The sequence below is a fragment of the Spongiibacter sp. genome (assembly GCF_984394615.1).
Map to the genome: position 1 here is coordinate 89,717 of NZ_CFHTQA010000004.1, position 21,798 is coordinate 111,514.

Sequence of the window (21,798 nt, forward strand, 5' to 3'; positions counted from 1 at the left end):
CAAATTGCACTAAAGAGCTGACCATTACAGCATTGGCAGACGGGCTTGCGCCCTAGCCAACTCCTCCCGGCATTCGACCATCATGCGCTTGAGAAGCTGCGCACAGCTCGGGATATCGTCAATCAGCCCGGCGACCATACCGGCAGTAATAACGCCACCATTGGCGTCACCGGAGAGCAACGCTTCACGGCCTCGCCCCCCCCCCGCCACAAGGTGGCGGATATCCTCAAAAACACAGCCTCCAGGCTGATTTTCAATGCTGAGTACCTCATTCGACACCGCATTGCTGAGCACCCTTGCGGTGTTACGCAGACTCCTGAAGATCAACCGCGTATCGCGTTCACTTGCATTAATCAGCGCCTGCTTAATATTGTCGTGAATGGGCGCCTCCAGCGTGGCGCAAAACCGTGTTCCCATGTTTACGCCCTGAGCACCGAGCGCTAACGCTGCCGCCATGCCACGACCATCCGCGATACCGCCCGACGCAATCACCGGAATATCCAGTGCCGCTGCCGCAGCGGGAATCAATACCAACCCCGGCACGTCCTCCTCACCCGGATGGCCTGCGCACTCAAAGCCATCGATGCTGATGGCATCCACCCCCAGTGACTGCGCTTTCAGTGCGTGCCTGACCGCAACACACTTGTGAATCACTGTAATATCCGCCGCCTTGAGGCGTGGCCAGAATTCAATGGCCTCGTTACCTGCGGTTTCGACAATCTGCACACCACTATCGATAATCGCATCGATATAGTCGCTGTATGGCGGTGGGTTAATCGAGGGAAACAGGGTCATATTGACCCCAAAAGGCTTGTCCGTCATCTCGCGACAACGGGCAATTTCGTCACGCAATGCATCGGGAGTGGGCTGGGTCAGCCCTGTGAGAATACCTAGCCCTCCAGCATTAGACACTGCAGAGGCTAATTCCGCACGCCCTACCCACTGCATTCCCCCCTGAATTATCGGGTAAGCAATGCCCAGCAGCTCGCATACTGCGTTCGCCATAGTGACTCCTCCATAGTTTGAAACAGCGGGACCGTTTTCAGTCTTTGGGGAGCGGTTTCGGACGATCCATTTTGAATAGATCTGTACCGCGGGCATACCAGCCACTGCCGTGAACGCGACCGATCAGCTTCATCGCCGGGGTATCTAAATAGACCTTATCCGGGTCGAGGATGAATTCATCCTTTATATGTGTCACCAGAATCTCGCCAATCACAATGGTCTGACGCGGTCCGATTTCCAGCATTTCCAGGCTACGGCATTCGAAGCTAACCGGGCTGCTGGCGATACGCTCAGGCGTCACCGCCGTCGATGGCAGGGTTTCGATATTGGCGTACTCCAATTCATCCAGATCAGCCGGCGCATCAATACTGGTCATATTCATTTTTTCAGCATCCGCTTCGCAAACCAGGTTAACGACGAACTCGCCAGTCGCGGCGATGTTGCTCGCGGTATTTTTCATCCCGCCAGTAGCCGGATCTTTGAGCAAGCCCAACACCACCATCGGCGGTTCATCGCCTACCGCATTGAAAAAGCTGTATGGTGCCGCATTGCGCGTGCCGTCCTCAGACACCGTCGTATTGATAGCCCCTGCCTTTGACGCCGCATAGGCAGGATTTCCCTTATTGGCGCGATAACCCGACAGTGAGCTGACGATCGTAATGGAACCCGCAGACGCTTCCAGCGCCGGGCGAAAACGGCGTGAGCAATGCATCAGGCTATCGAGGTTAACGGCCATCACGCGATCCCAGCCTTCCTGTTCAAACTCGCGGCGCTGATACTCCACGGCGCCCTGACAGAGAATCAACACATCCATACGACCTTCAGCAAAAGGCTCAGGCGCGCTGGCAATCGCGTCGGGATCGCCCACATTTACACAGCTGTAGCCAACGCCGCTGAGGTCGGAGCCACTGACTCCATCATAATCTGCGGCAGTTTTGCGGGTGCCCCACACGTGAACATCTGCGCCACGCTGGCGAAACGCCTGGGCAATACCGTTGCCGATGCCGCTTGAACCGCCGACAACCAGCACCGCTTTGCCAGTAAAATCTGTATCATCATGCATTGATCTGCTGCCTTCTTTTATTACTTGTCTTAACGAATCCAACGCAGCGCACGCTCAAACAGGCGTACCGCCTTTCCGTGCAATGCGTCGCCAGTTTCTTTGGGAGCGCGTCCTGCGCAGGCTCGCGCGTGAGTCCCCTCCAGCAAAATACCGAGCTTGTAGCAGGCCAGTACGCCATACCACTCAATGTGCGACAGATCCCGCTCGGAGCGAGCACGGTAGTGCTCCACCAGCTCTTGCGCAGAAGGGAAGCCCTTCCAGGGGGTAACGGTCGTTGTTTGCTGACCGCCCTCGTCGTCGGGCCAGGTTGCCAACAGCCAGCCGAGATCCAGCAGCGGGTCACCAATCGTGGCCAACTCCCAGTCAACAATCGCAGCTAACTCCGCGCTGTCTTTGCGATACATCACATTAGCTAAATGGTAGTCGCCATGAAGAATACCCGGCGTGAATTCCGTCGGCCGATTCGCGTCCAGCCATTCGGCGACACGCGCCCACCCGGCAGGCTCTCGGCGCCGGGCCAACCCGCGCAATCGCTGTAACTTTCCAGTTGTCGCTGCCAGCGGGATACCTGACGCTCCAGATAATTATCAGGACGCCCGAAGCCCTCAAGCCCTACCGCGCGATAGTCCACTGCGCCCAGCGCGGCGATACCTTCTACCAGCGCCAAGCCCATACGGTGGCGAATTGCCTCCGACCCGGCGTGCAGCGGCGGCAAGCCGGTCACCGGATTAAAGCCATCGACGGGCTCCATCAGATAAAAGGCCGCTCCCAATACATCCTCGTCAGGGCAGCCGGCAATCAGGCGGGCATGAGGCACATTCGTGGTCGCCAGTGCCCCCAGTACTCGCGCTTCGCGGCGCATGGTTTCGTTCGACCCTGCACGCAAGTGTGCGGGCGGGCGGCGCAAGACAAAGCTGCGACCGTCGCGCTCAAAGCGCAGAAGAATATTTTGAGTGCCTCCAGCCAGATCCTGCACATTTTCAAGGGGCCCCTGCCCCAATTGCTGCTCATCCATCCACGCCTGCAGACGCTTAAGATCCACCAGTTCAGCTGTTGTTACGGAGTTCAAAGCAAATGGCTCCTTCGCTGCGTCTTCGCTTTTTTAATTATTGGAAGACTGACTTGCATTAAAATTAATTCATTTGGATAATTCGCATGAATTTAAAAAAAATCAACGAATTTTAACCTCTATGGCAAGATTAGTTAGCAAGTCAGAAAGCGGCCCGATAGCCCAACTAAAGCAGACAGCGTGCAGATTGTTTGCAGAAAGAGGCGTGGACGGCGTCACTGTCCGCGAGATAGCAATGGCAGCCGGGCAAAAAAACCACAGCGCGGTGGGCTACCACTTCGGCTCAAAGGAAGGTCTGGTTAAAGCGCTTATCCTCGATGGGGCTGTTGCCATCGACAAACGCCGCAATGCCATGATTGATGACATCGAGGCGCGAGGCGGCCCGGAAAATATCCGGGAGGTTGTGCAGGCCTTAATTTATCCCTCCGTCAGCCTCGACAAAGACAGTCTCGCGACAGATCACTATGTCCGCTTCGTCACCATGCTCAGCATGACGCATCGCGAACTGTTTATGGACACACTGGAAAATCGCTGGAATTCCGGCTATCTGCGCTGCCTGGAACACCTGCGCAAACTCATGCCGGAGATGTCCCCCGCATCAAAAAATCAGCGTTTTGTTTTCATGGGAGGCCTGCTTGGCAGCGTGCTGGCGATGCGCGAGCGGGCGCTGGCCGATACCGAACGCCCCCACCCGACCTGGCGATCTGAGCACACCCTGCAACACCTGGCGTTGACCATGGCCGCCATGCTCGAAGCACCCGCAGATCCAAGCGATGCCGCTGACGGCATCGAAGACGATAAAAAACCTTTCAGCGCCCCAATGCTCGGCTTTGTCGAGTAGGGCTTAATCAGGATAACAAGATGAACAATCAGAAAACTCTCGCCGTTCTGGGCGGCACTGGCAATGAAGGCAAAGGACTGGCACTGCGCTGGGCTAACGCAGGCTACAAGGTCATTCTCGGCAGCCGATCCGCCGAAAAAGCAGCCGAAGTTGCCGAAGAAATGAACGCCATTCTTGGCAGCTCGAACGTCAGTGGCTGCGGTAATGTGCAGGCTGCGGAACAGGCAGACATTGCCGTGCTCACCGTCCCCTATTCCGCCCAACGCGCCGTCGTTGAAGAAGTACAACATGCTCTCAGCGGCAAGATCTTGGTGGATGTTACGGTTCCCCTAAAACCGCCGCGCGTCTTTCAGGTGCAACTGCCGGATAACGGCTCCGCGGTTCAGGCGGTGCAGACCTTCCTCGGCGATGGCGTGAAAGTGGTTTCGGCCTTTCAGAACATTTCTGCCCACCATTTAACCGATCTCGACTACCAGTTCGACTGTGAGGTACTGGTGTGCGGAGACGATGCAGAAGCCTGCGAAACGGTCATCCAAATGTCCGAAGCCATTGGCCTGCACGCATGGCATGCAGGGGTTCTGGCAAACTCGGTTGTGGCAGAGGCATTGACCTCGGTACTGATAGCAATCAACAAACGCTACAAGACCCCCAGCGCAGGCATTCGCATCACTGGCGTTAACGCCGCCTGACACCAAAAGCTGTCGCTCTTCTCTCTTACTGCTTGCTGAGTTCATCAGCAGGCGGTGCTTGCTATTTCTTTGTCAAAGCTCAAAACTCCATGGTAGTATAATTTTCATATTTGGGAGTTATAGCGACTTCCCGCTTAGGAAAAAACCATAAGGCTATGAGCACAAAACTGTCTAAGCAGGCCGTAAAAAGGCGGCAAAATATCGCGCCCGCCGCAGATAAGCTGCGCTGTCAGATAACAATAGCCAAGCAAAAAAAAGATGATCACGCTGCAGGGAACAGCCTCTAATGCCAAAAAAAGCTCCACAACGCCCCGCCAATTACCAAAGCCCGGCCATTCGTGAGCGCCGACGCCGAATACTCAACGAAGCCCGCTTGATGATATCTGAGAAAGGTATCAATGATTTCAGCATGGATGAGCTTGGAGTGCGCGCAGGCGTTGCCAAGCGTACGCTCTACAATGCGTTCAACAGCAAAGAACTGATCATCTCTACTGCCATTCAACAATACTTCGACACCTTCATCGAGAAGATCCCCTACTCCACCCCGCCGGGAAGCTTACCGCGTATCGTTGAGCGCCTGGCCTGGATCGTGCGTCGAAACAAAGAGATCCCCAACTACATTAAGGCGCTGATGGCGATCTATTTCAGCCCCGATATCGAGGATGATATTTGGGAGTCCATCCACATGCTGGGTGTGCGCTTCAATATGGAGTGGATCAAAAAGCTGACCAGCAAGCGTCAGCTGCAACCCTGGATTGATCCGGAGCAGATGGCTCACGATATCATTCGCATCGAATACGGCGTTATCAGCGACTGGTGTCAGGGGCGAATTGACGACGACGACTTCCTTCCCCATATTCTTCTCTGCTACCTAAACTATGTGGTTGGCGCCACCAAAGGCAGAGCCCGCAAAGAAGTCGAAGATATGCTCAAGCTGCTGCAAACTGGCGAGCTGCTGGAAGCGTACAACAGCTAAGAACTACGAAGTCACAAATAAGAAGTCGTAAAAAGGGGCTTTCGCAGCCCCTTCCCCTGCACTATTTCACTTGCGCAGGCTGATAGGGAAAGCGCGCGATTCTGTGACCGAGAATTGAACTCACCCAGATTTCCTCACCCACCTGAAGCGCCGTTGTGGCAAGCCCCAAATCATTTCCGGCATCGACACGCCACTTCTGAACAATCTTCATCGATGCGGAGTCAACCTCCACAACCGTCAATACCGAAGGACACTCATCCTTCCCTTTGACGCAATCCAGCAAGCCATTGGGCGTTGTATGCTGACCGGTTGCCAGTACGGCCCCACGGATGTCCAGCGCAGGTTATCCGGCATAATTAGCTGACGCAATACGAATCTCTGTCGGCAGCGCATTCGGATCAGGACGAGTTACCAGCGCACACTCGGCACCACCACTCTGGAAGCAGTTGTTCACAATCTGCTGAGCAGACAGCGCACCAATCGCATCCTGAATTTCGATACTGTAGTAGTCTATAGACAGGCTCAGACCGGGAACCGCTTGCGGGGTATAAACAACACCAAAGGTGAAGGTATCCGCCTCTTCCGGCTCAAGATCACGGTTACCACCGTTTACCTGAGGGATATTGTCCTGCAGCCCCGTCTGGGGATCAAAAATGGTACTGATCGTAGACTGATCACCGGCATAGAGATTGAACAGCGACGGCGCACGAATATCGCGAGATACAGTGGCACGCAGCAGCACTTCATCAATGGTGCGCCAGGTCATACCGAGCTTCCAGGTATCCACAGGACCACTGGTGCTGTAATCGGTGTGGCGAACCGCCGCATTCAAGTCGAGCTGTTCAAACCCAGGGCGACCGGCAATAACAGGCACGTTCACTTCCGCAAACGCTTCCCAAACATCAACACTGCCATCAGCAACACCGATATTGGTCAACCAGTAGTGCAGCGCAGAAGAAGGTACGCCTCTCAGACCTGCGAAATGCTCGTCGCGCTCCGCTGCCTCATCCAGCAGCGCCGGATCAGCATTGCTGCGCAGCTTCAGGTCTTCAGTACGCCATTCCGCACCAAATGCCATGTCTACCGGACCGGCAGGCAATGTAAATGCGCTGCCTGTCACTTCGAAGGCAATCAAGTCCTGAGTCGTTTTCGCCACATAACTGGAAGTGCCTGTCGCATAGGCGTAGCCTTCCGGCGTGGCGATGCTCGGATCACCACTCATGATGTTCATCGGCTTACAGTCAGCGAAACGCGCCGCAACCGCAGGGTCTGCACTGAGCGATGCACGACAGACGATATTGCCCGTGCCATCATCAACCGCATCCAGCGCCGCGTAAGTGCGCTGCCAGTTATACAGGCCGGACTGATCCATGGTGTGCTCGGACTCACCGTGGCTGATATCCAGCCCCCAGCTCCAGCTCTCATTGATATCACCGTCCAAGCCAGCGGCGAACATCATGAACTCGGTTTCTTCCTCAGTATATGGCTTGGGGCCCGTACCGAGGTAGTGAGCCAGCTTGAAGCTGTCAGTCGGCGCCAGCTCGGCCTGCAACGCGGCGGGCAAATAGGCGTTATCACCATAAATCGTTGCAGAAGTAGCCCCTACCAGCGAGTTTGCCAATGAGGTGTACTCAACTTCGCTGCTTGAGTACAGGCCCTGAACATGACCTCTCACACCGTTTGAAAAGTCATAAATCGCCTTACCGAACAACTGCTCTGTGGTAAGCGGTGCTACGCCTGTTACATCAAAGGGAACGGTATAGCCATCGCCGCCGGAAGCATAAATCGGCGATCCGGTTGCCGTACCGGGATCAAAAGGCACGATATTCCCGCTCTGGTCAAAACGTTGACCATTGTAGGAGAAACCCGCGGGACCGCCACTGATCAGGCCATAGTCAGATGCCACCGTCAGACGGCCATTCTTGTAACGCTTATACGGATTCAATGCGCCGCCAGGCACACAGTCAGACGCGTTGGCGCTGACACAGTTCGGGTTGCTGCCTGCAAAAATCCAGCCCTGACGACTCGCATCACGATCATTTCGCATCATGCCATCGCTGTCGTAGCGCTCGGCACTCAACAGGACGTGACCATTGCCTTCAGAGAATTCAAAGCCCGTCGCCACCCCAATACGGTTGTGCTCGTTGTCTCCCTGCTCGGAAACACCGCCCTGAATATTAAGCTTGGTGCCCACGAAACTGTCGTCAACGATAAAGTTAACAACGCCCGATACCGCGTCAGAGCCATAGGCCGCAGACGCACCGCCGGTAACAACTTCAACTCGCTGCATCAGCAAGTTGGGCATCACGTTCACATCGACATCGCCCAGGAACGTGGTCTTTGGCATTCTCATGCCATCCATCAGGATCAGCGTTCGTTTTGAACCGACACCCCGAAGGTTAAGCAAGTTGCCGTGAGAGGCCGTATTGGAGAAATTATGCTGACTCTTGGCCGGACTGCTCGACAACTGGAATTGCGGCAACTTGTTCAAGGCATCGGGAATATTCGTTGGCTGCATATTCATCAGGTCATCGGTAGATGCCACGGTGACCGGGGTAGGTGCAGTGAAGCCATCACGCTTGATGCGGCTGGCCGACACAACTACCTCTTCTACAGCCGAATCCTGTTCCACCACCGGATTCTCTTCTGTTTGAGCATTGGCGGATGAAACACCCATCAGCGCATTGGCAATAGCCAATGACAACAGCGTGCGTTTTTTCATAGGGATCCTCTTACGCTTAATATTATCTGCTTTATTTCAGGACCGAGACAATGGACGCGCACACCGCGCCCATTGTAGCTAACCATCTCTTTCACTCCTGCGCCTCGAAATCACCCTGCCGCGAATTCCCAAGAGAACAACACTGTGTCACTTAGAGAGCTGCGACCTTTTTCGGAGGCGCGCGGGCACAGACCCACGAAACGAATAGTGCACGGCGCTGCAAAAAAAGCAACTAATTTTAACCTGCAAAGCAATATTAGAATCCCATCAAAACGCCGCGAATGAGTGCTGCCCCCTCTCCAAATCGCGAACACACTATAAATACAAGGCCTTAAGGCACTCGAAGCCAGCAAGGGCGCAAGCCACCTGAAGGGCAACGTTTACGAAAAATTGTCGGTTTTCGAGCAGAATCTGAGGAAGAAACGTCAGAAAAGGGGGGATAAATCAGCCAGCGTGAAGACAAGCCCGATAAACGGAGTGTCGCGCAATAGCCGCTAGGGAGGTGATTTTCGGATACACGTCGTTAACGAACGCGAGCCGACAAGGAAAAAAAGGATAGGTATTACAAGGGGGAAGTAAATGGCGTCCCCTAGGGGACTCGAACCCCTGTTACTGCCGTGAAAGGGCAGTGTCCTAGGCCACTAGACGAAGGGGACGCCGCAAACCTTCCAGACCACGAGTCAATAACGTCTGAAAGTGGCGCGCATTTTATGGAGGCCTCCCGGCCACGTCAAGCAGCAATCGGCAAGAAAACTGAAATAATTGAATATTCCCGGCTCGCCTGCCGATTTTTCAGGCAATCTGCTCACATTTCCTTCAAGTTGTTGATTTATCGAGCTTCAAGGACAGGGAGTTAATACAGTACCGCAGCCCTGTGGGTGCAGGCCCATCCGGAAAAACGTGCCCGAGATGGGCGTCACAGCGAGCACAGGTGACTTCCTCTCGAATCATGCCGTGACTGGTATCCCGGTGAACATCCAGCACCTCGCTGGCTTTGGGCTGATAAAAACTGGGCCAGCCAGAGCCGGAGTCGTACTTGGTCTGCGAATCAAACAGCGGCTCACCACAGCATCGACAACGGTATACGCCATCGCTCTTTTCGTTGTAATACTCGCCAGTAAACGCACGCTCGGTGCCTTTTTCACGACAGACGTGGTATTCCTCAGGACTTAAAAGTTCCTGCCACTCTGCCTCGGTTTTCACGACTTTTTCCATCAATATCACTCCACCTGTCGATTGGCTAAGGCGTATACTACGCTCAATAGCTAACACGGTCGCTGACTGCCTGACGCGCAGCGCTTCCGCGCCATTACTCCAATTTTAGAAGACTGACATGAGCAATTACTACAAATCCAGCAAGCTGCACGACGTGTGTTATGACATTCGCGGACCCGTGCTGCACCGCGCCAATGAGCTGGAAGAGGAAGGTTATCGCATCCTCAAGCTCAATATCGGCAATCCGGCCACGTTTGGCTTTAATGCGCCGGAGGAGATTATTCAGGATGTGATTCGCATGCTGCCTGAAAGTGAAGGCTACAGCGATTCCAAGGGCCTGTACTCAGCGCGCAAAGCGGTAATGCAGGAGTGCCAGAAGATCGGCATACCCGGCGTCGAGGTCAATGACATCTATCTGGGCAATGGCTGCAGTGAACTGATCACCATGGCCACGCAGGCACTGCTCAATATCGGTGACGAGGTACTAATCCCCTCACCCGACTACCCGCTGTGGACGGCAGTCGTCTCGCTGAGCGGCGCCAAGCCTGTCCACTACCGCTGCGACGAAGAAAATGACTGGCAACCGTCCATCGAAGATATCCGCAGCAAGATTACCAGCCGCACCCGGGCGATTGTCATTATCAACCCCAATAACCCGACCGGCGCGGTCTACAGCCGCAGTATGCTCGAAGAACTGGTCAGCATTGCCGAAGAATTCGAACTGGTGGTGTTTGCCGACGAGATTTACAGCAAAATTCTGTACGACGATGCCGTGCACATTCCACTGGGCAGCATTAATCCCGACGTGCTGTGCCTGACGTTCAATGGCCTGTCCAAATCCTATCGTCTCGCGGGTTTCCGCAGCGGTTGGATGATTGTGTCTGGCCCCAAGGAACGTGCCAGGGACTACATAGAAGGCCTGGATATGCTGTCATCGATGCGACTCTGCGCCAACGTACCGGCCCAGCACGCCATTCAGACGGCACTGGGCGGCTACCAAAGCATTAACGAATTGATTCTGCCCGGAGGCCGCCTATTGGAACAGCGGGATATTGCCTGGGAAATGCTCAATGATATTCCCGGTGTGAGCTGTACCAAGCCGAGGGGCGCACTTTACATGTTCCCCCGCCTCGACCCCGAGGTCTATCCGGTGGCTAGCGACGAGCAACTGGTGCTGGATCTGCTCAACCAGGAAAAAATCCTGCTGGTGCAGGGCACGGGCTTCAACTGGCATGCACCGGACCACCTGCGCATTGTATTCCTGCCCAACAAGCTGGATCTGGCAGCTGCTATTGAGCGCTTTGGCCGCTTTCTGCGAGGCTACCGCAAAAAGCTCCACGCCGTCGGCTAGGCTGGCGCACGATATCGCAATACCTTGAGGGCGCCATCAGCGCCCTTTTCAGGAAAGTCCTCCCGGCCCGGCAAGCGCGCTTCAAACTGTGCCTCGGGCCAGAACGCCGCTACCTGTTCCCTAAGAAACGCTTCTCCCAGCCACGGCGCATTCAAACAAAACAGCACTGACGCCGCCGGTGCGCAGAGCTCCGGCATTCGGCGAATCAGCTTTTGGTAATCGCGCTCGGCGTCAAAACTGCCCTTCTGCCGCGACGGCGGATCGCAAATGATAATGTCATAGGGGCCGAGCTTTCCCAGCTTTCCCCAGGATTTAAGAATATCGTGACCGAGAAAACGTACCGACTCCAGCGGCTGCCCGTTAAGACGGTGATTCTCCCGCCCCCGTGCCAGCGACGCTTTACTCATATCAATATTCACCACAGACTCGGCACCCGCAGCCAGCGCCGAGACTGAAAATGCACAGGTGTAGGAAAACAGATTCAACACCCGTCGCTCTCTGGCAACCCCCTGCAACCAGCGCCGAGTGGGCGCCATATCCATAAAGTAACCGATATTCTGTTGGCGCCCGGGGGCCAGCAAAAAACACAAGCCCTGCTCTCGGGCGACAATTGGCGCCTCTGGCAAGCGGCCCCATAAACATTCCACCGGGGTGTCGGGCTGGTAGCGATGCTGCACCATGGCGCACGCCAGCTCTCCACCGAAACAGCTTTTCAGGTGGTCGCAAAACGCTGACCAGAATGTCTCGGGCGGCTCCCTATAAAGCACCAGCCACAACAGCGGTGAAAACCAGTCGACAGTGAGCCATTCATAGCCGGGGTAGCACTGACCGCGACCATGAAACAGGCGACGGGCATCCCCGCCGTCAACCATCTGCCCGGCCCAATGCTCAAATGCACTGAGCTGAAGAAATTCGTCGAGATTCAAGTTCGTCATCACCGCTCAACCCGCCGCGCTGACGCGGTACATAACCTGATCACGATAGCCGGTCAACACGGGAATATAGCCCTCCCAGGCGCGATCCAGCTCTGGGTCGTTGCTGTCGACCAACAGCGGGCGTCCTTCCAGACTTTTCAGCTTGGTTTTGCTGGCCAGCACCAGAAAATGCTCACGGCCAATACGCCGTATCAGCGCTGGGGTCAGCTGCTGGTTCCCCCGCCCCAGAATATGCCCCTGCCCGCCGATAGCGGAAATCAGCACTTGCACCGGCCCGTTGTGGGTATCCAGCGCGGCGGCAATCTGTGTGGCATTCGCATCCGCCTGTAACAGCTCACCGGCCCTCACCAGATCAAAGCCAAGCAAGGTGAATGGCAGGCCCAAGGCATTCATGAATCCCGTCGTGGTACTGCCGGGACCGACGATATACAGGGTGTCGTCGTCGCAGGTCTCCATCAACTCATCAGCAATATCGGCAATGACCAGCTCTTCGACTTCACGGCCGCCCTGCTTGACCTGCTGTAGAAAGCCACCGAGCCTCGGCACCAACAGCTCACCAAAATGCTTGGAACGAACGCGTCCCTCACGGAAAGCGGCCTCATCAATATCGCGCACTTCCTGCAGGGTAATGTCCACCAGATCACCGGCGATGAGCGCCTTGAGAATCTCCGCCGCTGCGTCCGGGTTCACCGCATAAACCGCCGAGTGCATCTTCACGCCAGCGGGCACTCCCAGCACCGGGAAGTCCTCTCCGACGGCGCGATAAATATCCCTGGCTGTGCCATCGCCACCAACAAACAGCAGTAGATCCACCCCCGACGCCCGCAGGGCCAATGCCGCCCGATGTGTATCGTCCGGCGTACTTAATGGGCTGACCGCGGCCCCCAACGATTCGAATGGCAGGCCATCGGGCACCGCCGCCCCCGCCATAGCCCCCTCAAAACCATAAACCGTCACCGGCAGCCCCACGAGCAGCGCGAGACAACGACGTGCCCGAGGCAAGGCGCGGCTGTTTGCAATATCATCGGCGACCTGCAGACGAAGAGCCTCCGGCAACTCATCGCTGCCCTTCAAACCTTCCGGGCCGCCCAAGCCCGCATAAGGATTGACGATCAGCCCCAGCTTAAAATTCGACATGTTCAGTAAAAATCCTTTCGGTTTCCTGTGGGCATTACCTACAGACAGTCCGTGTTTCATTGTGGCGCAATAACACAGACGGATAATAATGACGCTTCACCAATACAGGGAATTCCACGCTTTGAATACACGACAGCAACAACGCAACGATGTCTCTCTCACTTCTTCTCACCAACGCCATCGCGCCCAGCGACACTTTGAACAACGCTATGCTGCCAGCCTGATTGACGATAAGGGACGGGAAATCCCCATCGACAGCCAGAGCGTTCAGCGCTGCCTGGAACAACTCGCGGGGAGCGACAGTGAGTTCATCTGCTACCTTGCAAGGCGGCAAGCAAGTTGAACCCCGCCGTATCGAGCTGTTCACCTACGTAACGGCAGTAAGCAAACTCCCGCCGCTCGGGGTAGTGTTTACGCAAGCCATCAAACGCTGCAGCCGGATCGTCGGCAAGCAGTGACTCGCGAAATCTCCTGTCGTCACCGCGGGGATCGTACACAGCCAGCGCCGCTTCTCGAAGCAGCTCAGCGCCGTGCGACTCACTCAGCTCAACGACAGGCTCCGGCAGTCGGGTCGCCGCCAGTGCAGTGGGCGCCTTCAGTCCACGACGCTGACAGTGGGCCAGCAGCTGCTCAGCGATAGCCCGGCTACCGGCAATTTTTCCATCCAGGCTGTAACCGGCAATATGTGGTGTGGCGATAAGACACTGCCCGGCAAGCTCGCGGCTTACACCCGGCTCCCCCTCCCATACATCCAGTGCCAACTCAATATCCGGCCTCAGCTCCCTAAGCTGCAATAACTCTTCGGTAGCCACAACCTCGCCACGCCCCGCACTGACAACCAGCGATGAGGATGGCAACCGCGACAGTTGTGCCGCATCCAGCATATGGAAGCTGGGGTATTCTCCACCGCGTGTCAGCGGCGCATGGAGGCATAGCACGTCGCAAGCAAGCACAGCATCAAGGCTGCTCAGACGGGCATCGTCTGCCGGGGCCAACAGCGGGTCATAGGCACAACAGGGAATATCCAGCCCGGCCAAGCGATCTGCCAGTCGCCGGCCAACATTGCCGAATGCGACAATTCCCACCTGCCGCTCTCCGCTCAGCAACGACGCCCAGCGCTGGCGATCCAGACACAGTACGCTGATTACGTAGTCCACCACAGAATCTGCATTGCAGCCTGGTGCCGTGGCCCACTGTATTCCCTGCGCGTCCATAAACGCCGTATCTAAATGATCGCGACCAATGGTGCAGGAGCCGACAAATCGCACAGGACTGCCAGACAGTAAGGCAGCGTTGACCCGAGTGACCGAGCGCACAACCAGCGCATCGGCATCGCGCAGATCGGCAGCGGTCAGTGAGCGACCCGCAAAGCGACGCAGTTCACCAAAGGGCGCGAACAAGGTCTCGGCCTCGGGCACATTTTCATCAGCGTAGATAATCATGATTTTGGTCCTGTTGGCGCGACAAACGCTCGGGGATAGCGTGACTGAAGTGTGTAGAGATAGTTTGCCGATAAGCCCAGCGCTTCGCCCTGCCCCATCCAGTCATCGACTGCGGGCTTGCGCAAGGCCACCTGCTCGAAACCGGGCAACGCCAGATCATCCCGCAAGCGACAGAGCTGCCGGAAGAGAAACAGCTTTTCTCGGGCATTGGCAAACTTATCACGCAGGTCTTTGGCCCCCCTCACCGGTAAGGCCGCTAGGCCATCCAGGTCGCGGTAAATTGCTTCCAGCGAGGGGTAGTGTTCAAAAATCACTTTCGCGGTCTTCTCGCCGACGCCCTTCAGCCCCGGAATATCATCTACCGCATCCCCTGCCACCGCGAGAAAATCCGCCACACGCTCGCAAGCCACACCCCGCTCACGTCGCCAGTCCTCAGCGGAACGCGGTGCACTGCCAAAGTGCCACAGACGATCGGCGTCAGCACACAAGAGTTGCGCTAGATCTTTGTCGCGACTGACGATAGTCACCGCGAGGCGCTGTTCTCGCGCCTGTCGGGCAGCACTGGCGAGAATATCATCCGCCTCGAACTCGGCCTCCGCATGGCAGTACAGGCCCAAGGCCTCGCTCAAGCGCCGACAGGCGCGAAGCTGGTAGGCCAGTGCCTCGTCAGGCAGCACACGGCGAGACTTGTACGCGGGATACAGACGCTCGCGATAGCCGCGCCCCAGGCTTTCATCAAAGGCGATCAGGACATGAGCGGGACGCTCGCTGTGCAGAAACTTGAGCAGGGTTTCCAGATAGCCTTCCAGTGCGTTCAGCGGAAAGCCCTGTTCACTCACGTGGCGCGCCTGCCGGGCAAAATAGGCCTGAAAGATGTACACCGACGCATCGATGCCATAGAAACGCGACATCAGGAACGCAAATCTGTCAGCAGCAAACGGCTGGGATCGATCGCCAGCGGCTGACAAAACGCTACAGCCAACGCCCGCCGAAAACGCTCCGCCCGCGGGGGCAGCCCTTCGGACGCGTAGCGATGCGCCCGCTGCCATACGGCCAGGGCAAAGGGAAAATCATCAATATCTCCGCCAGAGAGATTGTCGATACTAACGCGAAACGGCAAACCCGCCGCCATGGCAAAGAACCACTCCAGCGCCTGAGGGCAACTCTCCACCCGTTCAAATTCGCGCTGCTGTACCTCGTTGCGACCGTCTGGCTCATACCAGTAGCCGTAGTCATCCAACTGCCGCCGTGCATCACCGGCAATGCACCAATGCGCCACTTCGTGCAAAGCGCTGCGGGCAAAGTCTTCGCGGTACCAGACCGTGTGAAGCTCACCCAGGCTCCCTGCCGGTACATAAAGGGGCTCCTCTGCACCACCGCAGAGCTGTGTTCGGTAGTCTCCGGCAAAACAGCGATCGAACACAGCCGCAATCTGACGATCCAGCGGCGCCCCGTCAATCACCCATTGTTCGGCCAGCTCAATCATTAAAGAGCAGCCCCCGCTCCGGACAGCCAGACTCGACATGCTGGCAAGGCTGCTGCCGGAGAAAATCCAGATAACTCGGCGAAAGATACGCCTCCCCCGCCAATAAGTGCTCCAGATAGCGGCTTTGTGGCAACAAGCCCTCGCAGACAAAAGCTGGGTTAGCGAGATATACCCAGGCCGAACGATGTCCGAAATCGCCGGACACTTGCAGGCATTCTCGACTGTAACGTACGGGGGTGCCCTCGAAATGATCCATCTTATCGATATCCTGCCCGCTGGTCAGTGCATAGAGCACGCCTTCAACGCAGCTATTACTGGTCGGCACGATATTGGCATAAGCCACCCCGGGCTGGTTGTGTGCAGCCTTGTTAAAACGCAGGCCGTAACCGGGTAAACGCGCGGCCCAAAGATCAATAAACGACAAGCCCCTGGCGCGCATCCGCGCCGGGTTCATATTGGAGCCATAGGCGAAATAGTAGTTGCAGATCACAAGACAAAACCGTTTTTGTGCTTGGCAAATGAATAATGACCGGGTAATTTTATCAGAAAGGGGATGCATCGTACGCGCTGCGGCAACCCGCCCAACGACGTATTCTCCCCCGCAACGAGAGGAAGCGTCATGGCGACACGTCAGTCCGGCAGCACCCACTCCGCGAAGATCCTCCCATTCACCCCCTCCAGCTCACGCATACGCTGTATTTCTCCCGCCTATGAAGGCCACTGCCTGCTATACAGCCACCATGCCCTATCACGGGACAAACTCTACGCCATTCGTATACTCTGCTGGGCCCGGCTGGCCGATGGCCGCGACGTGGCCGTGGTGCCGTGGCTGAACGATATCAGTCACTGCCGGGATTTGAATGACGCGGAAACCGGCCTTGCCGTGGGCTATTACGATCCGGCCTGCGATGACCGCTTCGACACACTTCCCAGCCAGCACCGCGCTGCGCTGGACGCCCTGTCCGAACAAGTTGCAATGGATAAGGCCCACGGTATTCTTCAGGAAATTCCCGACCTGATCGGCAGCCATGCCGCCATGGTCAAGGACAGCGACGAGCTGGTGCTGGAGCCGGTTGTGAGTTGGCAGTTGCGCGGTGATGGCCGCATGCAAGCGATGCTTGCTGACCCGGAGCGAATTACCCAGCAGCCGGTGCTGCCCGGCGATCCCTGCCTGTACGCGGCAGATCACGAGTCGGGGCTGCGTTACTACTTTCAGTACCACATCGCCAATCAAATCAAGAATGGCGGCGCCATGAGCACCCGCATTTTGGGACAGTTAATCCGGCGCTGACGATCTAGTGCTGGAGTTCGCGATTCAGGCCTTACGCACCCAGTAGCGGTACTCGCTGTCACTGTGCTGCTGGTCCAGCAGCTCATGGCCGAGAAAGTTGCAGAATTTGGGAATGTCGCGGGTCGTAGCCGGGTCGGTCGCCAGAATCTCCAGCACCTCGCCCGACGGCATATCGCGAATTTTGTTGTGTAACAGCATCACCGGCTCCGGGCAGGTCAGCCCGCTGGTGTCGAGATGGTGGTCGGCGTTCTCAGTCATGATCGTTACTGCGGTGAGTGGGCCGTCTATTGTGCGGCCGGTGGTGCAAAAATCAAGCTTGCTCACCGCGCACGGGGCAACACCGACCAGCTTTCGGTTTCCGGGCAAAAGGCAATAAAGGCGCGTTCGCTCTTCAGTGCCTCACGCAATTGCGCAATCTTCTCCGCCTCACTCAGCTCCTGCTCGCCGTAGTCGGTACCATCGCGACTGACCATCTCCTGCAGCATACCCTCAAAGGCGTCTTCACTCAGTTTTTGCCAGGGAATTTCCAAATACTCGGACATCATTTCTCTCATCTAAAAAGCGGTCGTTACTGCTGTTGCTGCGCCTGTTGCAACGCCTGCACGCTGTCGATTTTATCTTGCAACGACTGCGGCCGATCCACACGGCTGCCGATCTTGAGCTGGGTGTGGATTCGCGCAGCGCCCATCTCGTGAATACGCTGGTGACAGTGTTTGATCGCCGCCATCACGACTTCCCACTCCCCTTCGATATTGGTGCCAAAAGCGTGCAACTGACAAGACAAGCCAGCCTCATCAAGGATCTTCTGACACTCGGCAATATAGGGTGATAGTGACTCACCGGCATTGATGGGGATAACACAAAATTCGACCTGTAACTGCATCGTCTCACCTATCGCGCTTTGCACTCGTGATTTGTTAACTCAGATATCGTATCGTTAGGCTCCGCGACTGTCTCTAGCCAAACGGAATTTCACCTTGAATACATCACTGGTTTTCACCTTTATCAGCAAGGACCGCCCCGGTCTTGTCGAAACCCTTTCCGCGGCCATTGCCGATGCCAACGGCAGCTGGCAGGAGAGCCGTATGACCCGGCTGGCCGGTCAATTTGCCGGTATCGGCCGGGTGAATATCGCCAAGGACAAACGTGACGTACTGGTCAGCGCGCTGCAAGCGCTGTCCGCTGACGGAATCACAGTGAGTATCGACAACAGCGACAGCGATAGCGGAGAAGCCGCCGAGCAGCTCTGCCATCTGCAGATTGTTGGCAACGACCGCCCGGGCATTGTTCGGGAAGTCAGCCGCGCGCTGAAAGAGCGCCAGCTCAATGTGACCGAGCTGAGCTCAAACATCACCAGTGCGCCAATGACCGGCGAGCCGCTGTTCGAGGCCAGCGTTACCGCCGCTCTGCCGCCGGGCTGTGATCTGGATGAACTGGAAGACGCGATGGAAGATATCGCGGAATTGCTGAGTGTGGATATTGATATTGAACGGGGCTAACCGCGCCCGCCGAGACTTTTAAACAGCCACACCGTCGCCGCCGCCAGCGCGGCGATCACCGTCACCCCCAGCACACATAGCAGCAGATAACCGAGAATATCCCGCCAGGGTACGTCAAAACTCCACACGGCCGACGACACCAGCATCAATGTCGCCAGTACCGCCAATACGGGTGTGCGATAGCGTTTGAAGGTGTGCAAGCACTGCATCAGCTCATCCTTCTCCTGTTTTTCGGGGTGTTTTCGCGTGTCGGCCAGGGGGCGACGGAATCAGGCGAAACTGTCTTCTTTGAGCCACTCGCAGCGCAGGCGGCCCGAGTCATCACCGGGGGCATGATAGTCGCCTTCGGCCTGCCATACAAAGGTATGCGTGCCGTTATAGGCGGTTTGTAAATGTACGGTCGCCGTCACCCAGTACATTTTGGAGAGCATCCGTTCGAACTGACGCAGCCAGGCATCCCATTCGTGCTCCACCGCCTTGTAGGAACTGCCGAAGTGAATCACATCGGTCTGACAATCACCAAAATCAATGGCGCGCTGAGGCACCGAAAACATCTCCCGGCACAGCAGCGGCCACTCTTCTGCCGACGGCAGGGTATCGGTGATCTGCTGATTCACCTCTCGCCGCTCCTGTACATCAACACCGTCACGCACAAACAACATATCGGTGATACAACCGTACACGACTGACTCTTGAGACATGGCTAGCTTCCGTTGTTTTTTCTCAGTCTACCCCAGCCGTTGGCGCTGAACGATGATTGGCATCGGTAGACGTGGTTGGGGTCTCAAAATAGCGCCAGGCCAGCCAGGCGGCCAGTGCCGCGGCTGCAGCCGCCACCCAAAAACTGTAACGGGCGCTGATATCCCAGGCATAACCGCTGAACAGTGCGCCCATGGCGCCGCCAGCGCCAAAGCTCAGCCCGCTGTACAAGGCCATGCCCTGCCCATGATGGGCGGTAAAGAAGCGCCGGATAGTTTCCACTGCGGCGGCATGAGCGCTGCCAAAACTCGCGGCATGCAGGCACTGCGCCACAATCAGCAGCGCTGTAGACGCCGCAAATTCAGCAATCATCCACCAGCGCAGCGCGGTGAGCGCCAAACTGGCAATCAGAATATGGCGCAGCCTGAAACGCGCCAGCAGCCGGTGCATCCCCATAAACAGCAAAACTTCCGCCAGCACGCCCAGCGACCAGAGCATACCCGTCGCGGTCGTACTGTATCCCTCTCCCTCCAGATAAATACTGAAAAAGGTGTAGTACGGGCCGTGGGAAAACTGCAGTAGAAAGCTGGTAGCAAAAAACGCCAGCACCGCCGGTTTGCTCAGAATACGTCTCAGCGAGCCAGGACTGCGATCACCGCGACTGAGCCCCTGGGGATTCTCGGCAACCAGCAGGCTGCCGAGCCAGATAGCGGTAAGCAGGCCGGTGATAATCAGTAAAAGATGCGCGATTGGGTGATAATCCAGCCATGCGCCCACCGCCAATACGGCGACAATAAAGCCGATCGATCCCCACACCCGAATCAGCGAATAGCGTGCATAACGCCCACTGAGATGGCTGAGGGTGAGCACGTCGAACTGCGACAGCACCGCATTCCAGAAAAAACTGTAACCCGCCACCACAGCGGCAAGCCAATAGAAATCCTGTCGCCAGAACACCCCGGCAAAGGCCAGTATCGCCATCAGCGAACCAAGGCGAATAATGCGGGTACGGCAGTCGTAACGGTCGGCGAGATAACCCCAGATATTGGGCGCAATCACCTTGGTGACCATTACCAGCGCCGACAGAATACCGATCTCACCCGAGGAGTAGCCCAGCGATTTCAGGTACAGCGACCAATACGGCAACCACGTGCCGAGCAGGCCGAAGTAGAAAAAGTAAAAGGCTGACAGTCGCCAGTACGGCAGCTGTTCCGTCATACCGGCTTAGCGAGTTCCGGGAATCTTCGGGGTGGTACAGTCCACATTGGCGTTCTGACCGCGGTGACGCAGCAGGTGATCCATCAGCACAATCGCCAGCATGGCCTCGGCAATCGGCACCGCACGGATGCCCACGCAGGGGTCGTGGCGACCCGTGGTGATGACATCGACCGGTTCACCCTGCTGATTAATGGTTTTGCCGGGGACCAGAATGCTGGAGGTCGGCTTCAGCGCAATATGCGCCACGATATCCTGACCACTGGAAATGCCGCCGAGCACTCCGCCGGCGTTGTTCGAGGTAAATCCCTCAGGCGTCAATTCGTCGCGATGTTCGCTGCCCTTGGCCTCAACACAATCGAAACCCGCACCGATCTCCACGCCTTTAACGGCGTTGATGCCCATCAGGGCATGGGCGATGTCAGCGTCGAGGCGATCAAACACCGGTTCGCCCAGGCCAACCGGAACGGCGGACGCCACGACACTGATCTTCGCGCCGATAGAATCGCCGGACTTACGCAGTGCCTGCATATACGCTTCCATCTCTGGAATCTTATCGGCATCGGGACAGAAGAAGGGGTTGCTTTCCACCAGGTCCCAGTCCAGCTTTTCCGCTTTAATAGGCCCCAGCTGCGAGAGGTAACCACGCACCAGAATACCGTGTTGCTCGGCCAGGTATTTCTTGGCCACAGCGCCTGCGGCCACACGCATCGCCGTTTCTCGGGCCGACGAGCGGCCACCGCCGCGATAGTCCCGCAGCCCGTACTTTTGCTCATAGCTGTAATCGGCGTGCATGGGACGGAAGCGATCTTTGATCTTGCCGTAGTCCTTGGAGCGCTGATCACGATTTTCAATCAGCAGGCCTATGGACGTGCCGGTGGTTTTGCCTTCAAACACGCCAGACAGAATTTTGACTTCGTCGTCTTCCCGACGCTGTGTGGTATAGCGGGAGGTGCCGGGCTTGCGGCGATCCAGGTCTTTTTGAAGGTCAGCTTCGGTCAGCGCCAATCCCGGTGGGCAACCATCAATAATCGCGCCCAACGCCAGACCGTGACTTTCGCCAAAGGTGGTAACCGTAAACAACTTGCCAATGGTGTTGCCAGACATGCAAAAATCCTGAATTCAATCGTTCTGCCCCGACTGCGGAGCGAGGAATGCAAATT

General features: G+C 56.6%; 27 protein-coding genes and 1 tRNA gene. 7 read left to right on the top strand and 21 right to left on the bottom strand.

Going from position 1 to position 21,798, the window contains the following annotated elements; translation table 11 throughout:
- Window positions 1-24 precede the first annotated feature (24 nt).
- Genes AC5DB9_RS03040 through AC5DB9_RS03055 form a run of 4 tightly spaced genes read right to left on the bottom strand, consistent with a single transcriptional unit; the run spans window position 25 to window position 3,137 of the window.
- Entirely contained in the window at window positions 25-1,005 is a 981-nt protein-coding gene (locus AC5DB9_RS03040) for an NAD(P)H-dependent flavin oxidoreductase (protein ID WP_491732024.1), read from the bottom strand.
- Window positions 1,006-1,042: 37 nt separating this feature from the next.
- Window positions 1,043-2,068, bottom strand: coding sequence for an SDR family NAD(P)-dependent oxidoreductase (locus tag AC5DB9_RS03045; protein WP_272994575.1), 1,026 nt, complete (start codon window positions 2,066-2,068; stop codon window positions 1,043-1,045).
- A gap of 29 nt (window positions 2,069-2,097) precedes the next feature.
- Window positions 2,098-2,598 carry a phosphotransferase family protein gene (locus tag AC5DB9_RS03050; RefSeq protein WP_337924585.1) on the bottom strand — a complete coding sequence of 167 codons (501 nt, stop codon included), beginning with the start codon at window positions 2,596-2,598 and terminating at the stop codon, window positions 2,098-2,100.
- Complete coding sequence (locus AC5DB9_RS03055; protein WP_272994579.1) at window positions 2,481-3,137, bottom strand: phosphotransferase family protein; 657 nt, start codon at window positions 3,135-3,137, stop codon at window positions 2,481-2,483. Before AC5DB9_RS03055 ends, AC5DB9_RS03050 begins: the two co-directional genes overlap by 118 nt.
- 121 nt (window positions 3,138-3,258) lie before the next feature.
- On the opposite strand from AC5DB9_RS03055, the gene AC5DB9_RS03060 reads away from it, so the two are divergent.
- From AC5DB9_RS03060 to AC5DB9_RS03070, 3 genes are all read left to right on the top strand, one after another.
- Window positions 3,259-3,978: a TetR/AcrR family transcriptional regulator gene (locus AC5DB9_RS03060; protein WP_022957344.1), complete on the top strand. Its 720-nt coding sequence runs from the start codon at window positions 3,259-3,261 to the stop codon at window positions 3,976-3,978.
- Between the two features lie 20 nt (window positions 3,979-3,998).
- Window positions 3,999-4,667: an NADPH-dependent F420 reductase gene (gene npdG, locus AC5DB9_RS03065; RefSeq protein WP_022957345.1), complete on the top strand. Its 669-nt coding sequence runs from the start codon at window positions 3,999-4,001 to the stop codon at window positions 4,665-4,667.
- A gap of 286 nt (window positions 4,668-4,953) precedes the next feature.
- Window positions 4,954-5,643, top strand: coding sequence for a TetR/AcrR family transcriptional regulator (locus AC5DB9_RS03070; protein ID WP_022957347.1), 690 nt, complete (start codon window positions 4,954-4,956; stop codon window positions 5,641-5,643).
- A 61-nt stretch (window positions 5,644-5,704) separates the two neighbouring features.
- Here the strand turns inward: AC5DB9_RS03070 and AC5DB9_RS03075 are convergent, their stop codons facing one another.
- The 4 genes from AC5DB9_RS03075 to msrB all read right to left on the bottom strand — a co-directional run bounded on the left by AC5DB9_RS03075 (window position 5,705) and on the right by msrB (window position 9,580).
- A complete protein-coding gene (locus tag AC5DB9_RS03075; protein ID WP_273009660.1) occupies window positions 5,705-5,854 on the bottom strand; it encodes a hypothetical protein in 150 nt (49 codons plus the stop codon).
- Between the two features lie 132 nt (window positions 5,855-5,986).
- Entirely contained in the window at window positions 5,987-8,365 is a 2,379-nt protein-coding gene (locus AC5DB9_RS03080) for a TonB-dependent receptor plug domain-containing protein (RefSeq protein ID WP_272994581.1), read from the bottom strand.
- Window positions 8,366-8,945: 580 nt separating this feature from the next.
- Window positions 8,946-9,021, bottom strand: a tRNA-Glu gene (locus tag AC5DB9_RS03085).
- Between the two features lie 160 nt (window positions 9,022-9,181).
- Entirely contained in the window at window positions 9,182-9,580 is a 399-nt protein-coding gene (gene msrB / locus AC5DB9_RS03090) for a peptide-methionine (R)-S-oxide reductase MsrB (protein WP_272991362.1), read from the bottom strand.
- Between the two features lie 118 nt (window positions 9,581-9,698).
- On the opposite strand from msrB, the gene AC5DB9_RS03095 reads away from it, so the two are divergent.
- Window positions 9,699-10,931 (top strand): pyridoxal phosphate-dependent aminotransferase, encoded by a 1,233-nt coding sequence (locus tag AC5DB9_RS03095; protein WP_022957351.1) that lies wholly within the window; start codon window positions 9,699-9,701, stop codon window positions 10,929-10,931.
- Here AC5DB9_RS03095 and AC5DB9_RS03100 read toward each other — a convergent pair.
- Window positions 10,928-11,866 carry a class I SAM-dependent methyltransferase gene (locus AC5DB9_RS03100; RefSeq protein WP_272991360.1) on the bottom strand — a complete coding sequence of 313 codons (939 nt, stop codon included), beginning with the start codon at window positions 11,864-11,866 and terminating at the stop codon, window positions 10,928-10,930. The two genes, AC5DB9_RS03095 and AC5DB9_RS03100, sit on opposite strands and share 4 nt — an antisense overlap.
- A 6-nt stretch (window positions 11,867-11,872) precedes the next feature.
- Window positions 11,873-13,003: an ATP-NAD kinase family protein gene (locus tag AC5DB9_RS03105; protein ID WP_272991358.1), complete on the bottom strand. Its 1,131-nt coding sequence runs from the start codon at window positions 13,001-13,003 to the stop codon at window positions 11,873-11,875.
- 121 nt (window positions 13,004-13,124) lie between these two features.
- On the opposite strand from AC5DB9_RS03105, the gene AC5DB9_RS03110 reads away from it, so the two are divergent.
- Window positions 13,125-13,346 carry a hypothetical protein gene (locus tag AC5DB9_RS03110; protein WP_272991357.1) on the top strand — a complete coding sequence of 74 codons (222 nt, stop codon included), beginning with the start codon at window positions 13,125-13,127 and terminating at the stop codon, window positions 13,344-13,346.
- Here AC5DB9_RS03110 and AC5DB9_RS03115 read toward each other — a convergent pair.
- Genes AC5DB9_RS03115 through AC5DB9_RS03130 form a run of 4 tightly spaced genes read right to left on the bottom strand, consistent with a single transcriptional unit; the run spans window position 13,312 to window position 16,421 of the window.
- Window positions 13,312-14,445, bottom strand: a complete 1,134-nt coding sequence (locus AC5DB9_RS03115) for a 4-phosphoerythronate dehydrogenase (protein WP_273009662.1) — start codon at window positions 14,443-14,445, stop codon at window positions 13,312-13,314. The genes AC5DB9_RS03110 and AC5DB9_RS03115 overlap by 35 nt on opposite strands.
- The gene (locus tag AC5DB9_RS03120; RefSeq protein ID WP_272991192.1) at window positions 14,442-15,356 is read right to left on the bottom strand and encodes a 5'-3' exonuclease; all 915 of its coding nucleotides are present in this window, start codon (window positions 15,354-15,356) and stop codon (window positions 14,442-14,444) included. Before AC5DB9_RS03120 ends, AC5DB9_RS03115 begins: the two co-directional genes overlap by 4 nt.
- Window positions 15,356-15,931 (bottom strand): elongation factor P hydroxylase, encoded by a 576-nt coding sequence (locus AC5DB9_RS03125; protein ID WP_272991191.1) that lies wholly within the window; start codon window positions 15,929-15,931, stop codon window positions 15,356-15,358. Before AC5DB9_RS03125 ends, AC5DB9_RS03120 begins: the two co-directional genes overlap by 1 nt.
- Complete coding sequence (locus AC5DB9_RS03130; protein ID WP_022957358.1) at window positions 15,924-16,421, bottom strand: gamma-glutamylcyclotransferase family protein; 498 nt, start codon at window positions 16,419-16,421, stop codon at window positions 15,924-15,926. The genes AC5DB9_RS03125 and AC5DB9_RS03130 overlap by 8 nt, the downstream gene beginning before the upstream one ends.
- Window positions 16,422-16,550: 129 nt before the next feature.
- On the opposite strand from AC5DB9_RS03130, the gene AC5DB9_RS03135 reads away from it, so the two are divergent.
- A complete protein-coding gene (locus tag AC5DB9_RS03135; RefSeq protein WP_272991190.1) occupies window positions 16,551-17,222 on the top strand; it encodes a hypothetical protein in 672 nt (223 codons plus the stop codon).
- Window positions 17,223-17,246: 24 nt separating this feature from the next.
- Here the strand turns inward: AC5DB9_RS03135 and tusA are convergent, their stop codons facing one another.
- The 3 genes from tusA to AC5DB9_RS03150 all read right to left on the bottom strand — a co-directional run bounded on the left by tusA (window position 17,247) and on the right by AC5DB9_RS03150 (window position 18,105).
- Window positions 17,247-17,480, bottom strand: coding sequence for a sulfurtransferase TusA (tusA, locus tag AC5DB9_RS03140; RefSeq protein ID WP_028968037.1), 234 nt, complete (start codon window positions 17,478-17,480; stop codon window positions 17,247-17,249).
- 62 nt (window positions 17,481-17,542) lie between these two features.
- Entirely contained in the window at window positions 17,543-17,767 is a 225-nt protein-coding gene (locus AC5DB9_RS03145) for a YheU family protein (RefSeq protein WP_157581086.1), read from the bottom strand.
- Between the two features lie 23 nt (window positions 17,768-17,790).
- The gene (locus tag AC5DB9_RS03150; protein ID WP_272991188.1) at window positions 17,791-18,105 is read right to left on the bottom strand and encodes an MTH1187 family thiamine-binding protein; all 315 of its coding nucleotides are present in this window, start codon (window positions 18,103-18,105) and stop codon (window positions 17,791-17,793) included.
- 94 nt (window positions 18,106-18,199) lie between these two features.
- On the opposite strand from AC5DB9_RS03150, the gene AC5DB9_RS03155 reads away from it, so the two are divergent.
- On the top strand, window positions 18,200-18,721 hold the full coding sequence (locus tag AC5DB9_RS03155; RefSeq protein WP_022957363.1) for a glycine cleavage system transcriptional repressor: 522 nt from the start codon (window positions 18,200-18,202) through the stop codon (window positions 18,719-18,721).
- On the opposite strand, the gene AC5DB9_RS03160 is transcribed toward AC5DB9_RS03155, so the two are convergent.
- From AC5DB9_RS03160 to aroC, 4 genes are read right to left on the bottom strand one after another with little or no spacing between them, the layout of a single operon-like run.
- Window positions 18,718-18,930: a hypothetical protein gene (locus AC5DB9_RS03160; RefSeq protein WP_272991187.1), complete on the bottom strand. Its 213-nt coding sequence runs from the start codon at window positions 18,928-18,930 to the stop codon at window positions 18,718-18,720. The two genes, AC5DB9_RS03155 and AC5DB9_RS03160, sit on opposite strands and share 4 nt — an antisense overlap.
- Window positions 18,931-18,990: 60 nt before the next feature.
- A complete protein-coding gene (locus AC5DB9_RS03165; RefSeq protein WP_022957365.1) occupies window positions 18,991-19,422 on the bottom strand; it encodes a hypothetical protein in 432 nt (143 codons plus the stop codon).
- Window positions 19,423-19,444: 22 nt separating this feature from the next.
- Entirely contained in the window at window positions 19,445-20,638 is a 1,194-nt protein-coding gene (locus AC5DB9_RS03170) for an MFS transporter (RefSeq protein ID WP_272991186.1), read from the bottom strand.
- Window positions 20,639-20,644: 6 nt separating this feature from the next.
- Complete coding sequence (gene aroC / locus AC5DB9_RS03175) at window positions 20,645-21,742, bottom strand: chorismate synthase (protein WP_272991185.1); 1,098 nt, start codon at window positions 21,740-21,742, stop codon at window positions 20,645-20,647.
- Between the last annotated feature and the right edge of the window lie 56 nt (window positions 21,743-21,798).